Annotated in this window: 16 protein-coding genes; 13 read left to right on the top strand and 3 right to left on the bottom strand. The window is 36.6% G+C overall.

All coding sequences use genetic code 11. The annotated features are described in order from the left end of the window. Positions 1 to 18 precede the first annotated feature (18 nt). Genes AC1Z3T_RS17690 through AC1Z3T_RS17680 form a run of 3 tightly spaced genes read left to right on the top strand, consistent with a single transcriptional unit; the run spans position 19 to position 3,226 of the window. Entirely contained in the window at positions 19 to 798 is a 780-nt protein-coding gene (locus AC1Z3T_RS17690) for a DUF1295 domain-containing protein (RefSeq protein ID WP_009584906.1), read from the top strand. A gap of 8 nt (positions 799 to 806) precedes the next feature. Then, on the top strand, positions 807 to 1,856 hold the full coding sequence (locus AC1Z3T_RS17685) for an SAM-dependent methyltransferase (protein WP_004831335.1): 1,050 nt from the start codon (positions 807 to 809) through the stop codon (positions 1,854 to 1,856). A 47-nt stretch (positions 1,857 to 1,903) separates the two neighbouring features. Beyond that, positions 1,904 to 3,226 (top strand): sensor histidine kinase, encoded by a 1,323-nt coding sequence (locus AC1Z3T_RS17680; RefSeq protein WP_419320841.1) that lies wholly within the window; start codon positions 1,904 to 1,906, stop codon positions 3,224 to 3,226. Here the strand turns inward: AC1Z3T_RS17680 and AC1Z3T_RS17675 are convergent. The 3 genes from AC1Z3T_RS17675 to AC1Z3T_RS17665 are packed head-to-tail and all read right to left on the bottom strand — an operon-like array spanning position 3,219 to position 4,987. Continuing rightward, the gene (locus AC1Z3T_RS17675; protein WP_151798593.1) at positions 3,219 to 3,917 is read right to left on the bottom strand and encodes a response regulator transcription factor; all 699 of its coding nucleotides are present in this window, start codon (positions 3,915 to 3,917) and stop codon (positions 3,219 to 3,221) included. The two genes, AC1Z3T_RS17680 and AC1Z3T_RS17675, sit on opposite strands and share 8 nt — an antisense overlap. A gap of 18 nt (positions 3,918 to 3,935) precedes the next feature. After that, positions 3,936 to 4,439: a chalcone isomerase family protein gene (locus AC1Z3T_RS17670; protein ID WP_419320839.1), complete on the bottom strand. Its 504-nt coding sequence runs from the start codon at positions 4,437 to 4,439 to the stop codon at positions 3,936 to 3,938. Beyond that, complete coding sequence (locus tag AC1Z3T_RS17665; RefSeq protein WP_004831331.1) at positions 4,409 to 4,987, bottom strand: hypothetical protein; 579 nt, start codon at positions 4,985 to 4,987, stop codon at positions 4,409 to 4,411. The genes AC1Z3T_RS17670 and AC1Z3T_RS17665 overlap by 31 nt, the downstream gene beginning before the upstream one ends. A gap of 516 nt (positions 4,988 to 5,503) precedes the next feature. On the opposite strand from AC1Z3T_RS17665, the gene AC1Z3T_RS17660 reads away from it, so the two are divergent. The 10 genes from AC1Z3T_RS17660 to AC1Z3T_RS17615 all read left to right on the top strand — a co-directional run bounded on the left by AC1Z3T_RS17660 (position 5,504) and on the right by AC1Z3T_RS17615 (position 13,506). Then, entirely contained in the window at positions 5,504 to 5,983 is a 480-nt protein-coding gene (locus AC1Z3T_RS17660) for a hemerythrin domain-containing protein (RefSeq protein WP_419320837.1), read from the top strand. A gap of 366 nt (positions 5,984 to 6,349) precedes the next feature. After that, positions 6,350 to 7,000, top strand: coding sequence for a paraquat-inducible protein A (locus AC1Z3T_RS17655; RefSeq protein WP_483396832.1), 651 nt, complete (start codon positions 6,350 to 6,352; stop codon positions 6,998 to 7,000). After that, on the top strand, positions 6,997 to 7,776 hold the full coding sequence (locus AC1Z3T_RS17650; RefSeq protein WP_483396831.1) for a paraquat-inducible protein A: 780 nt from the start codon (positions 6,997 to 6,999) through the stop codon (positions 7,774 to 7,776). The genes AC1Z3T_RS17655 and AC1Z3T_RS17650 overlap by 4 nt, the downstream gene beginning before the upstream one ends. Before the next feature lie 44 nt (positions 7,777 to 7,820). Then, a complete protein-coding gene (locus tag AC1Z3T_RS17645; RefSeq protein WP_004831326.1) occupies positions 7,821 to 9,473 on the top strand; it encodes a PqiB family protein in 1,653 nt (550 codons plus the stop codon). Continuing rightward, positions 9,470 to 10,165 (top strand): PqiC family protein, encoded by a 696-nt coding sequence (locus AC1Z3T_RS17640; RefSeq protein WP_483396830.1) that lies wholly within the window; start codon positions 9,470 to 9,472, stop codon positions 10,163 to 10,165. The genes AC1Z3T_RS17645 and AC1Z3T_RS17640 overlap by 4 nt, the downstream gene beginning before the upstream one ends. 546 nt (positions 10,166 to 10,711) lie before the next feature. Continuing rightward, the gene (locus tag AC1Z3T_RS17635) at positions 10,712 to 11,098 is read left to right on the top strand and encodes a VOC family protein (RefSeq protein ID WP_317807983.1); all 387 of its coding nucleotides are present in this window, start codon (positions 10,712 to 10,714) and stop codon (positions 11,096 to 11,098) included. Positions 11,099 to 11,207: 109 nt separating this feature from the next. Then, on the top strand, positions 11,208 to 11,744 hold the full coding sequence (locus tag AC1Z3T_RS17630) for a GNAT family N-acetyltransferase (RefSeq protein WP_317807981.1): 537 nt from the start codon (positions 11,208 to 11,210) through the stop codon (positions 11,742 to 11,744). A 461-nt stretch (positions 11,745 to 12,205) separates the two neighbouring features. Continuing rightward, a complete protein-coding gene (locus AC1Z3T_RS17625) occupies positions 12,206 to 12,502 on the top strand; it encodes a pyridoxamine 5'-phosphate oxidase family protein (RefSeq protein ID WP_483396829.1) in 297 nt (98 codons plus the stop codon). Then, a complete protein-coding gene (locus AC1Z3T_RS17620) occupies positions 12,418 to 12,615 on the top strand; it encodes a pyridoxine 5'-phosphate oxidase C-terminal domain-containing protein (protein ID WP_483396828.1) in 198 nt (65 codons plus the stop codon). The genes AC1Z3T_RS17625 and AC1Z3T_RS17620 overlap by 85 nt, the downstream gene beginning before the upstream one ends. 351 nt (positions 12,616 to 12,966) lie before the next feature. Further along, positions 12,967 to 13,506 carry a type 1 glutamine amidotransferase domain-containing protein gene (locus AC1Z3T_RS17615; protein ID WP_483396827.1) on the top strand — a complete coding sequence of 180 codons (540 nt, stop codon included), beginning with the start codon at positions 12,967 to 12,969 and terminating at the stop codon, positions 13,504 to 13,506. Positions 13,507 to 13,627: the final 121 nt, after the last annotated feature.

Raw genomic sequence — 13,627 nt, 5'->3', positions numbered from 1 at the left:
TATCAAGGAGTAAGCAAAATGTTTTTGAAATTGTTTTTACTTGATGTCGTGATTATGCTGCTCTGTTGGCTCATCGTAAGCTATAACAATCGTGCGGGTTTAGTCGATGTAGCATGGAGTTTCTGTATTGCATTGAATGTGATGTTAGCGGCTTTTTTGCTGGATACTGCACCTCTAAGTGTACGTATCTTTATTGGACTTTCAAGCAGCATTTGGTTTTTACGCCTGACGTGGCATTTATTTCGCCGTTACTGGCATGAAACAGAAGAAGACCGTCGTTATGCCAATATGCGCCGTGCTATGGGGCAATTCAAACATTTGGGATTCTTGGCTTTTTTTATGTTTCAAGCAGGACTCGCGCTTTTGTTTTCTTATCCCATGCTATCGTTACTCAGTTCCCCAAAAACACAGTGGAATGAATGGATCTATTGGGCACAGATTGCAGCCGCACTGGTGATGTTACTGGCTTTTATTGGTGAAAGCACTGCCGATCAGCAGCTATATCGTTTTAAACAGAATCCAAATAATCAAGGTCAAACCATGGATCAAGGATTATGGAAATATTCGCGTCATCCGAATTATTTTTTTGAATGGTTACATTGGTTTGCCTATCCTATTCTAGGATTAGCAGCTGGGCTTTATCTGCTATGGATTTATCCATTACTGATGTGGGTATTTTTATATTACATCACGGGTATTCCGTTTAGCGAACAGCAAGCATTACGTCATCGTGGTCAAAATTATCGGGATTATCAAAAACGAACCTCAATGTTTATTCCGTGGCAACCTAAAGAGTAGATCAAAATATGGATTATATTATTCAACAATCTTTAAAGCTGGTCGAAAGTGGGCTGATCCCAGATCAAGCTATACGTGCGGTGATCCGAAGTTTAAGTAAAAAGCGTTTAATTCAAGAAGGACGTTATGATCCTGAATTGGGTAGTCAGCGTTACATGGATGTTGTGAACATGCTTAAACGTAGTGAAATTGCGATTGAAACTGACAAAGCTAACGAGCAGCATTATGAACTTCCCACTGCATTTTTTCAGTCTGTACTAGGAAAGCACTTAAAATATAGTGCGAGTCTATTTACAGATGCACAAACCAGTCTAGACGAAGCTGAAGCGTTGGCTTTAGCATGTTATTGCGAGCGAGCAAAATTAAAAGATGGCCAACACATTTTGGAAATCGGTTGTGGTTGGGGATCCTTAAGTTTATGGATGGCTGAGCATTATCCGAATGCCTCCATTACGGTGGTGTCAAACTCAGCAACGCAACGTGAATATATTCAGGAACAAGCTAAATTACGGCAGTACAATCATTTAAAAGTGATCACCTGTGATGTCAATGTATTAGAACTTGAATCCAGTGCATATGATCGTGTGGTATCGGTGGAAATGTTTGAGCATGTGCGTAATTACCAAAAGTTATTTGAAAAAATAAATCTCTGGCTTAAACCTGATGGATTATTGTGGTGTCACATTTTTTGTCATCGGTTTTTACATTATCCATTTGAAATTAAAAATGAATATGATTGGATGTCGAAATACTTTTTTAGTGGTGGACTTATGCCATCTGCATCGACTTTCTTACATTTTCAAGATCACTTACAATTAGAACAGCATTGGCAATGGTCAGGTAAACAATATGAAAGAACAGCAAATGCTTGGCTTGAAAATATGGACCGACAACATCAAAGTTTAAAACCATTATTTGAACAAACCTATGGTAAAGATGCAGCAATATGGTGGCAACGTTGGCGAATCTTTTTTATGGCTTGTGCTGAACTTTTTGGTTTTGAACAGGGACAAGAATGGGTTATTGGTCATTTTTTGTTTTGCAAGAAAGTCTTATAATCTGAATTGAATGTGTTGTTTATTGCGGCACACAAGGGAGCATATTTATGCTGAGACTATTTAAGGGCAAGCGTGCCCATCCCTTGGGTGAAGTCTTTAATCGATATTACTGGTTACAAATCGGATTGATTGCTTTATCGATCGTGATTGGTATTACATGTAGTGCGTGGGTGATTAAAGGCACTTTGTTGAAAACTGCACTAGAACAGGAAATGGAACATTATTGGATGCGTGTAGAGCGTAATCCAAATGCAGATTTGCCTGATACTAAAAATTTATATGGATATCGCTGGACTAAGGCAGCGCCAAATAGTTTTCAGAACATGCATTTAACACCAGGCGTTGGCCGTCATTTTGTGGATGGCAAGGAGCGTATGACTGTTTATGGTGAGCGTAATGGACAGCATGTGCTTTTAGTTTTTGGTGAAAGTAATGTCAATAAACTGATTTGGTTGTTTGGATTGGCACCTCTCATGTTAAGTTTGTTTGTGCTTTATAGCGTACTTTGGTGGTGGAACCGTCGTGCACGTCGTTATTTTTCTCCAATCACTAGACTTGCCAATGCTTTAGAAAATATTGACTGGGATCACCAGAACAAAGGGGCATCACCATTTAAGGATATTAGTACTGATGCAAATATGGAAGCAGAATATTTAAAACAAGCGTTAGAGAAATACCATCAAGTTTTGAGTGAATTTATTCATCGTGAGCGTGAATTTAGTCGTGATGTTAGTCATGAACTACGAACACCTTTAACTGTCCTTAAAGGTAATGTTCAGCTTTGCCAAGCTCGTTATGGAGATAATAAAGTCTTTGTTCGTTTGAGCAATACCATAGAGGATATGCAGTTACTGGTTGATACTTTATTGGCAATTGCTCGTAATACGACAAACACACTTACACCAGAACACAGCTCAATATTTAAAATCTTACAAGAATTACAAACTGATCTTGAAAGTGTGGGGCAAGTGAAAGGAATACAAATTAATCTTCATCAGGGGATAGCAGAACAGACACGACAGTTGTATCCCTCTATGACAAAAATGGTTTTCGGCAATATTTTACGGAATGCCTTAAATTATTCCCAAGGATCAGAAATCGATATCATCATACAAAAAAACAAAGTTCTGATTGCTGATAACGGTATAGGTATTCATTTACTCAATGATAATAAAGTACAGGATTTATCTAGCCCTCAATTAAGGTTACAAACTAAAGGCCACGGTATTGGACTCCAACTGGTGCAAAAGCTGTGTAAACAATTAGGCTGGCGTGTAGAGTTATTTGATCGCCTCTATTATTTGAGTATTCACAATGATATAGCGTTAATACCATCGACAGGACTGGTCGTTGTGGTTTATCTTAATTAAATGAATCAGGTTCAAGAGAAATTTTTAAGCCAACACCTGACACGGTATGAATTAATTTTTGATTAAAGGGCTTATCCACCATTTTTCGTAAGTTATAAATATGGCTACGTAGTGCATCACTTTCAGGTTCTTCATCTCCCCAAAGTTCTATGATAATTTCTTGTTTGGTCATAACTTTGGGTGAATTCCTCATCAATAATTTTAATAATTTAAATTGAATAGGTGGAAGTTCTATATTTTTTCCGGCACGGTGAATTGTCTGTTGTGAACTATCTAAGATGAGATCATGAATTTGTAATTTGCTATTCGAGACCTCTCCTGTAGATCTTTTGATCAATGCTCGAACACGCATAACCAACTCGTTAAAGTCGAAAGGCTTAATCAAGTAATCATCGGTTCCTGAAGAAAAACCTTTAATTTTGTCATCCAATGTGTCACGTGCTGTTAGCATAAGCACAGGGATATCTAGACCTTGTTCAGTCCTTAACCAGTGGCAAAGATCGAAACCACAACCATCAGGTAAATTGATATCCAATAAAAGAATATGATAAGGATGATTTTTCAATAAATTACGTGCTGTATCTAAGTTACGTGCATGATCAATGACAAAATCATGTGCTTCTAAAAATTCACAGAGTGTAGAGGCTAATTCGTAATGGTCTTCCACCATAAGAATAAAATATTTTGTCATTACAATAACTTTATGTTGTTAATTTAAGAGTTGTTGCTTCAATTTAGCATTAAATGGCGCTGAACCTAACCAAATTTTAAAATATTGATTGGCTTGATCATTTTGGATATGACCTAATATTTTTCCATTCAGTGAAAGCGTTAATATGCGGGATGAATGGACGTAACTTAAGGTATATAAATCCCCATTTTTAACTGGTTTATAAAGCTGTGTAATTTGGTTTAAAGCCGATGTTTCTTTAAAATCAGGAATATTTTTCTTTAAAAAATGAGTGGCTGCACGTTTGAAAGCCCATTCAGGAATATTCTGGTTGTATAAAAAATTCATTTGAATACTTTGATTTTCCCAAGTCTGTTTACAAGATTCTGCAAAGTAGCTTGCCTTACCAATCTGTTTTGTACCAACTAAAATAGCACCATTTCCACACTGTTTAAATGTTGCTGCTTGAACATTTGAAATACTGATGGATAAACTTGCTACAGATATAATCATTACGGTGATTTTTTGAATGTTAATACCCATGAATATAAGCCTCCGAAATAAGGTAACTGGCGAAACAAACCATTTGCTGGATCCCAAAAGTCTTGTTGGAAAATAATTTGTTGATCTTTGTTGACTTTGATTTCGCTGATGCCATAAGACGCCATCGTTTTATTCACACCAAAAATTTTGAAATCATAAGCCATAAACCAATGAATATATGCAGAATCTCGGTGATAGGTCGTGTTTAATAATTTGACTGTAACATTGCTAACTCGTTTATTCATGCCTTTAAAATGTTCAATCAAATTTTGTCGCGATGAAAATTGAGAAAGAGTGTCATTGATATAGAGTTGATCTGCGTATAACGAACTTGCCTTATCGATGAATTCAGCTGTACCTAAGGTATTGAAGGTGGATGTAAAGCGGGTGCCAATATCTAATGCTTGAGTATCGGTCAATGGAATACCAACTACATTATTTCTAGCTTTACCATAATCTGCGGAGTAACTAGGAATACTTTTGCATCCAGATACACAAAGAAGTGTGAAGATGGAGGCAAATATTTTTTTTGAGTTTTTCACGTTCATTATCCATTTGGAGTCTTATCTAATACTGTAGATAAGTAGTTGTGAACGAGATGTGAAGTTGGATAGGAAAAATATCATGTCATCTTTGACTTTGTTACTGGGTTTTGATTCGCCTTAATCATGAACTTAGGATTTTATTAAAATAGAAAAAGATCATATATTTTCTTTTCGGCATTTTAGCTCCAAATTTGATTTAGCAACCTACCCAGTCAGAATATGACGGTGTTCGCTCAAAATAATTGAGCTCAAGTTTAGAAAATAGAAAAAATATTTTTAAAAATATCTAAGTGTTAAATTAATAACAAATTCTGATTAAGTTTTCACACGATTTAAAAAAAGAAAATTTTTGATGGAATGGTCTAATCATTAAGATATATGAATAAAAACGAAAACTTTACAATAGTTTATAAAAATTACAGTGCTATACAGTTGAATTGCTTTTTACTAACAAATTTCAACAACATTTTTTTAAACCATTAAGAATAATTGATATGAATTATTGGAAAAGGATAGTAAATGATGAATGTTAAAGTAAATAATAATATTTTTGATGAATTGAGAAGAAGTCATGATAAGCAAAGAAAATATGCTGAACAACTCATTCAAACCTCAGGGGATACTGAAGAAAGAAGAAATTTATTTGATGCACTGAAAAATGAACTTTTTGCTCATGCTGTTGCTGAAGATCGATATTTTTATATTCCTTTAATGATGACAGATCCTGGTTTGAATATCACCAGACATGCACTTTCTGAACATCACGAAATGGATGAATTGTTAGAGCAACTTACTGAAACAAAATTTAGTCATCCAAGTTGGTTAACAACTGCAAAAAAACTTTCAGAAATTGTTCACCATCATTTAAAAGAGGAAGAACATAGTTTTTTCCAACAAGCAGGTAAAATATTAGGTGAAAAAGAGAAAAAAGATTTGGCTAAACAATATGCAGCTGAATATCAAAAGTACTTAAACAAAGATAAAGATAGCCTTGTGTAAAAGGCTATCTTTTATTTAGTTTTTAAGGTGAAAATTTTTTGAAAGCTTTTTAGCTATGGTTAATGATCAATTTACTGATGGATTAATAGTATATCGGTGCTTTTAGGTTTGCAATCGTATAAAAATAGAAGTAACAGAATGATTGTTCTGAGTTTTACTTTTCAGTCCTGATTTGAAAAAAACTAAGTCTCAATAGTCTAAAAAAAATTATTTTAATCATTGATGTTATCTTGCCTGAATTGAATGTTAATTTGTTTAAAAATTGTGTAGTTAAGAGAAACAATGATTGAGATGTTAAAAATAAGATGTATAAGATAGATGAACTGTTCTTCTAAATGAAAGAATCAATCGAACGGATGTCAGCTTATGGCGAATAAAAATAATCAGCCTTTAGCATCGGCGCAACCTCTTCACTTAAATGAGTTGGTCGGTTGTGAAGAATGTGATGCGATTTATCGTAAAGTTGACTTATTACCGAATGAGCGTGCTTATTGCACCTGTTGTGGTGCAGAGTTATATCGACGCAGCCGACCTTTTTCGTCATTGCTTGCTTTAGTCATTACAGCACTGATTGTATTTGTTATTGCCAATAGCTTCCCTATCGTGATTGTGGAGTTACAAGGGAATACCTCACAAACCACGCTGATTGGAGCTGCATGGACCATGTTTCATATTGAGCGTCCTTTAGTCGGGGCACTGATTCTCATGACTACATTTATTGTTCCATTGATTGAGTTGTTATTGTTGAGTTATGTCTTAAGTTGTGTTGGTTTGTTTAAATACCGACCTCACTATCTCAGATTGGCACTGAAAACTTTATTTTTATTTAGAACATGGGGGATGGTGGAAGTCTTTTTAATTGGTGTATTGGTCACCTTAGTTAAGTTGGTTGGAATGGTGACGGTAATTCCGGGTGTGGCACTTTGGGCGTTTACGATCCTAAGTATTCTTTTGGTTTATATTGCTTCGGTGAAGATCAAAGATCTTTGGGATGAAGTCGATCGGAGCTTAACATGACACAAAAGAATCATCATGATGATGAGATTAGTTCAGTGCTAGAGCATCTTTCTGATGTTGATTTACAGGTCAAAAGCGATGTGCGCGCAAAGGATCTTGGATTAATACAATGCCATTGTTGTGGCTTACTGAATTCTGTTGGCTCAAGCATAGACGAACATTCTGAACTAAAGTGTTCAAGGTGCAAAAGTGCATTACACTCGCGTAAACCGCAAAGTTTAAATCGAACTTTTGCTTTAGTCATTGCCGCAGCAATTTTATATATTCCAGCCAATGTAATGCCGATGACAGTAACGGATTCTTTATTGGGACGTCAGCAAGATACCATTATCAGTGGGGTGATCTACTTTTGGCAAAATGGAGATTATCTGGTGTCTGTGGTCATATTCATGGCAAGTATTTTCATTCCAATTTTAAAATTATTAATTTTGATTTTTTTATTGGTCGCCGTGTATATGCAATCATCTTCAAGATGGCATTTTTCACCTGAACATTGTGCACTGTTATATCGAATTGTTGAATTTATTGGGCGCTGGTCGATGATTGATGTTTTTGTTGTGGCTTTATTGACAGCTCTTATTCAAATCCAATCCTTAGCGACCATCTTGGCTGGACCTGGAGCTGTGGCTTTTGGAGCAGTCGTTGTTTTAACCATGTTTGCTTCATTGAGCTTTGATCCAAGACTGATCTGGGATAATTATTTCAAAGCGCACAAGGCGAATTCTCAACAACCCCAACAGATGAACACAGTTGTTATTCATCAACTGAAAAGTTAAAACGAAACCATATCCTCATGATTAAATGCTAAAGAATGATCACTATGCCAGACAATACGCCAAACAACCAAGATTCTACACCAAGCCCAAGTGAGACCACGGAGAATGGTGTATTTCTCGCTGAACCTGAAAAGAAGAAGGCGCGTTGGCGACCTGCGCTGATTTGGCTAGTTCCATTCATCGCACTTTTGATCGCATTGTCACTTGCTGCTAAAGCCATACTGGATACAGGTCCAACGATTGAAGTGTCATTTCGTACTGCAGAAGGTTTGGTCGCAGGCAAAACCACAGTACGTTATAAACAGGTTGATATCGGTTTAGTCCGTCAAATTGATCTTTCTGATGATCGTTCACACGTGATTGCCAAAATTGAATTACGTAAAGATGCCAGTAATTTTGCTGCTAAGGATTCACGCTTTTGGGTGGTTAGACCTCGTGTAGGGACAGGGGGCATTTCTGGAATTGATACATTATTGTCTGGCGCTTACATTGAAGTGGATGGTGGCAAGGCGGAACAAAAGCAGGAGACTTTCACTGGGCTTGAAGTTCCACCTGTTGTAGCCTCTGATATTCCCGGCAAAGTTTTTTTCTTAAAAGCGCAAGATCTCGGCTCGCTTGATATTGGCGCACCGATTTACTATCGCAAAATAAATGTGGGGCAGATTACGGCTTATAAATTGGCAAATGATGGGAAAAGTGTCGAATTACAAACTTTTATACAATCACCTTATGATAAGTTCGTAACTACAGATGCACGCTTTTGGCAAGCTAGTGGGGTAGATGTTTCTTTAAATGCTTCAGGCTTTAATTTAGATACACAATCCCTTGCCAGTATTGTTGCTGGAGGGATTGCCTTTGGTTATCCAGAAAATTCAGCGGGCAGTATCGCACCGAATCATAGTTATTTTACTTTATCAGACTCTCGTAAAGAGGCAATGAAAGAACCTGATGGTAAGCCACGTCCAATTATTATGTACTTTGATCATTCATTACGAGGTCTAACCGCAGGTGCACCTATTGATTTTATGGGTATCGAAATTGGCAATGTTAAAGCCATTAATGTTGAGTTTGATCCATCTTATACCCAGTTGCGTATGCGTGTAGATGCGACCATTTATCCATCTCGCTTGGCGCATGGTAAAGAGCTTGATCCTGATGGTGAAATTTTCAAAAACTTTATCGCAAATGGTTGGCGTGCACAGATGCGTACAGGCAACTTGCTAACTGGTCAAAATTATATTGCCTTTGATAAGTTTCCAAAAGCCAAAGCCGCAACTTTGAAAATGCGTGTAGATGGGCGAGCTGAGGTTCCAACCACTGCGACGGAATTAAGTGGTTTACAAGCTCAAGTATCACAAATTGCGGATAAGTTGAGTAAGTTCCCACTCGATGAAATTGGACAAGATGTACGTAAAACATTCAGCAATATGAATAAGACCATTGAATCTACAGATAAACTGGTTAAACAGTTGGATGATAAAGTTGCACCAAACTTACAAGCAACATTGAATGATGTACGTAAGACAATGCAATCTAGTGAATCGATTTTATCCAGTGATGCGCCAATGCAGCAGGATGTACGTAAAGCTTTGCAACAAATGACCCGAGCTGCTGCTTCATTACAGTTAATGGCTGATTATATTGAACAACACCCAGAATCATTAATCCGTGGTAAAAAAGCAGAGGCTAATAAATGAAAAAAACAGATAAAAAATTATTCGATGCTTCTTTGACTATGAGATACGCTGGCGCTTTATCTACAGCGATATTGTTATCTGCATGTTCAAGCTCGCCAGTACCGAACTACTATAGTTTAACGACTCAAGTATCTCCTTTAGCCAACTCAAAGGTTACTGTCATTGAGGTATTGCCTGTAGGATTGCCTGATCGTATCAATCGTGCTCCTATCGTGATTCAGGATATTACGGGTAAATCTCAAATTTTAGACAATGAGCGGTGGACTTCAACTTTAGGAGCGGAACTTCGCGATAATTTATCTGCAGGTTTGCAACAAAAACTGGGGGCAGTGGATCGTTATAATAGCGGGATGGTGGGTGGAAAAATTTCTTATCGGATTGCCACTGATTTTTCACGTTTCGATATTGTTCATTCGACAAATCAAACGAATGAAAAAATAGAGGTGTCTGTAGCTTGGATTGTGAAGCGTAATGATCCCACGATTACTTTGGATCAAAACTCTACCCAAAATCAGCAATTGGCATGCCGTATGAGTTTTGCTCAAGACGTAACAGGCAATCATAAACAAATGCAAGATATCGTCACTACAGCCAACACTGCTTTAAACCGAGTCGTAGATGCTGTGGCACTTTCGATCGTATCTTTAGATTCAAAAAAAATAGCGCGTGTTGATGGTGTGAATTGTACTTAAGCTCACTGCACAAATGCAAATAGCTGTTATTTAGCTATTCAAGTTTATGGATTGATCTATATCCGATAGGCTGCGTTCATAGGTCTTTTTTAAACTTTAAATCAATATAAAATCCCCGCACCTTGCCTTCTTCATCATGGAGAAGGCACTTTGAATATTCATATATTTAACTGAATTCATGCGTTGTAAACAAAGCAGTGTTTTATTTTAACCCATATAGCTCTACCCAACATGGAGACATTCATGTCGCCTCCCGATAGCAAGAACATCTGCGAATTAAAAAAATAAAAAACTGGTTAAGCAAAACTTTTTAAAATTCATATCAAAAGCATAAAATTGATTGAAGATGAGTCGCTTGTTTGAAAAATTAGACGGTTTGACTATATCGACTTTGCATTGATTTAGACAGTGTAACATTGGATGCGGCAAAGAATCGGTCCACATTCATAGTCTTGAAACGATGTTGAGTATGAAAAAAATACATTAAATTTCATTTAAAAAGCTGATAAATTGGTTATTTATGATCAATCGATTTGAAGGCATTCTATGGAAATTTCACATTTAGATCATTTGGTTTTAACAGTTGCGGATATTGACAGAACTTGTGTTTTTTATCATCACGTCTTAAATTTTGAAATTATTACATTTGGAAATAACAGAAAAGCGTTAAAGTTTGCTCAGCAAAAAATAAATCTGCATCAAGCAGGTAAGGAGTTTGAGCCAAAAGCCAAACATCCAACTCTGGGCTCTGCTGATTTATGCTTTATCACAGCTACACCCTTGAATGAGGTGATCACACATTTAGCGCATCAACAGGTAGAAATTCAAGAAGGTCCAGTTCGGCGTACAGGCGCTGTCGGAAATATCATGTCAGTATATATTCGTGACCCAGATGAAAATTTAATAGAAATTTCAAATTATATAACCGAATAAATGTGACACAAAAATAGCGGTGTAAGCATGATCACCATTGACATTTTTTAGTACAGTAATCGCTTGTTTTGAGCAAGAGATATTTTCAATTAAAGCAATTGGAATAGATATGCAAACAATAATAACCACCGCAAGACAAAGCTTTGTGCTTCGTAAAGCAAAGGCTCAAGATTTACCTGAGGTGTTAGATATCTTTGATGGCGTTGTTGCGTGGCTCGTCTCCATTGGAAATGCCCAACAATGGGGAGAAGTGCCCTGGTCAACTTCAGCCAGACAGATTGATCGTGTCTCAGAAGCACTTGCTTTGCCTGATGCTTGGATTGTTGAAACACAAGATGGTAGTGTTTGTGCTGCTATTGTTATGGGGGATGCTATGCCTTATGTTCCGCTTGCAGTTCAGCCAGAATGTTATGTACGTTTACTTATCGTAAAACGGGGGCAACAGTATAAGGGAATAGGGCGTCAATTATTGGCTTTTGCTGATCAGCAAGCTAAAGAGAAGGGAATCCGTCATCTACGGCTTGATTGTTATGCGGGCGGTAATGGAAATTTAGTCAAGTTTTATCAATCCTGTGGTTATCAATCTACATTGAGTTTTAATGATGAAGGGTGGTCAGGACAAGTGTTAGAGCGTAACTTAGGATAAAAGCAATGAATCATCCGCTTAGACATCTCCAAGATCTTTGGTCAAAAGCAAAGCAAAGTGGTGTTCTACCACATTGAAATGCGATTTGTGTTTCGACCATTGATGATCAGGGTTTTCCTCACTCTCGATTCGTAGACTTAAAAGAAATTAATCAAGAAGGGTTAGGGTCTGTGGACATTTCATAAATGGCTTGCGTTGTAGGTTAAAATTGAGCAGGTATGAGGAGTATACTCCGCAAGGAAACGAAGAGAATAGCGAGACTATTTTTAAGTTTCATAACGTAGCCTGAGATAATTTTAGCCACAACCCTTCGGGACTAGCGTGTTTTTTGTCGCTTCGTCGTTACGAACTACTCATTTAGAATGACTAAATTTCGTATTTCGCGCCTAGAATCGCCTAAAAAATACACCTAGTCGCAAACATAGACGAATTGTCCACAGACCCTAATATTTTGTACAGAATTGAAGTCAAATAAAGCAAAAGAGATTTTGAATAATCCCAAAGTCAGTCTAACGATTTGGTGGGAGCATGTGGCACATCAAATCAGAATACAGGGATTCTGTTCGCTAATTGATTCTCAACTTGCAGATTCCTATTGGGAAAAACGGGTTCATGACGCTCAAGTGGTGTCTTATATTTTTGATCAAAGCCAAGAAATTGAACACTCGAAGCCATGCAACAAAAATTTCTTGATGAAAAAAGTAAATATGATCGTCATAATCTGTTTCGTCCTGAGACATGGGGTGGATTTATCATAAAACCCATACAGATCGAATTTTTAGAGTTTAAAGAAACACGTCTACATTTAAGGACACAATATTCACTCAATTCGACAGATCAATTGTGGGTGAAAACTTTTTTACAGCCATAAGGCATTTGGAATAGCTTGAAGGCGTACAATATTTTAATATTCATAAAACGTAATCAAGTAAGCTATATGGTTGATTATTTTATAAAAATTTAAAAAAAATCTTCAGCATCAAAGCGCGCAAAACTCTCTTTTAAAAAAGGGTAAATGAACTTTTAAGATTGAATACATCCATCAGACTTGAGTGTACTGTCGTTTTGGATTTGTGTAAAAAGGTCTAAATTAAATCAACAGATATAACAAATCTTACAACAATGCATTTCAACAATTAACAAGAAGGTGTTTAAACAAGTACATCCGAAAGCCAATTTTTTGTTAGCTTAAAAACATACATACATATTGGTGGAGTAAGAAATGTCAAAAAAAGTATTATTTATCACTTCAAACTCTGGTGTAGAGCATGATGAACTCAAAAAGCCATTAGACTTTTTAACAAGTAAAGGAATTGAGTGCATTCATGCCGCAGTTGAATTAAAAGATGTACAGACCGTTCTTCATGATGATGAAAAATCTGCATCCTATTCACCAAATGCAACTTTAGAAAAATTAGATCCAAATGACTACGATCTACTGGTCATTCCAGGCGGAACGGTGAATGCAGATCAATTAAGAATTGATGAAAATGCACTAAAAATTATCCAATTATTCACAGACAATAAAAAAACCATTGCGGCTATATGTCATGGTCCTTGGGCTTTCATTAATGCTGAGCGAATTAGAGACAAAAATTTAACTTCATATAAAAGTATACGTTTAGATTTAGAGAATGCAGGAGCAAACTGGATTGACGAGCAAGTACATCGTTGTAACACTCATGGATGGGTTTTGATCACTTCACGTAATCCCGATGATATCCCTGCTTTTAATCAAGCTATATTAAACGAGCTTGAATAATTTTTTGATTTTGAACGATTTAGAAATAAACTGAGTGCTTTGTCTTACTTTTACCAAGATCGGGTACTCAGTTTTTTAAATATATATGATTGTTATGGTTTTTTTAATCGCTGTGTGATCT

The organism is Acinetobacter sp. B-6, assembly GCF_056930735.1.
Note: the sequence above shows the minus strand (reverse complement) of the source record. Positions and strands in the feature narration are given on the sequence as shown.

Bases quoted from the DNA above. Each gene is read 5' to 3' on its own strand.
- AC1Z3T_RS17650 (WP_483396831.1), top strand. From the start codon at position 6,997: ATGACACAAAAGAATCATCATGATGATGAGATTAGTTCAGTGCTAGAG.
- AC1Z3T_RS17670 (WP_419320839.1), bottom strand. From the start codon at position 4,439: ATGGGTATTAACATTCAAAAAATCACCGTAATGATTATATCTGTAGCA.
- AC1Z3T_RS17680 (WP_419320841.1), top strand. From the start codon at position 1,904: ATGCTGAGACTATTTAAGGGCAAGCGTGCCCATCCCTTGGGTGAAGTC.
- AC1Z3T_RS17630 (WP_317807981.1), top strand. From the start codon at position 11,208: ATGCAAACAATAATAACCACCGCAAGACAAAGCTTTGTGCTTCGTAAA.
- AC1Z3T_RS17660 (WP_419320837.1), top strand. From the start codon at position 5,504: ATGATGAATGTTAAAGTAAATAATAATATTTTTGATGAATTGAGAAGA.
- AC1Z3T_RS17675 (WP_151798593.1), bottom strand. From the start codon at position 3,917: ATGACAAAATATTTTATTCTTATGGTGGAAGACCATTACGAATTAGCC.
- AC1Z3T_RS17655 (WP_483396832.1), top strand. From the start codon at position 6,350: ATGGCGAATAAAAATAATCAGCCTTTAGCATCGGCGCAACCTCTTCAC.
- AC1Z3T_RS17690 (WP_009584906.1), top strand. From the start codon at position 19: ATGTTTTTGAAATTGTTTTTACTTGATGTCGTGATTATGCTGCTCTGT.
- AC1Z3T_RS17665 (WP_004831331.1), bottom strand. From the start codon at position 4,987: ATGAACGTGAAAAACTCAAAAAAAATATTTGCCTCCATCTTCACACTT.
- AC1Z3T_RS17640 (WP_483396830.1), top strand. From the start codon at position 9,470: ATGAAAAAAACAGATAAAAAATTATTCGATGCTTCTTTGACTATGAGA.
- AC1Z3T_RS17635 (WP_317807983.1), top strand. From the start codon at position 10,712: ATGGAAATTTCACATTTAGATCATTTGGTTTTAACAGTTGCGGATATT.
- AC1Z3T_RS17685 (WP_004831335.1), top strand. From the start codon at position 807: ATGGATTATATTATTCAACAATCTTTAAAGCTGGTCGAAAGTGGGCTG.
- AC1Z3T_RS17620 (WP_483396828.1), top strand. From the start codon at position 12,418: ATGCAACAAAAATTTCTTGATGAAAAAAGTAAATATGATCGTCATAAT.
- AC1Z3T_RS17615 (WP_483396827.1), top strand. From the start codon at position 12,967: ATGTCAAAAAAAGTATTATTTATCACTTCAAACTCTGGTGTAGAGCAT.
- AC1Z3T_RS17645 (WP_004831326.1), top strand. From the start codon at position 7,821: ATGCCAGACAATACGCCAAACAACCAAGATTCTACACCAAGCCCAAGT.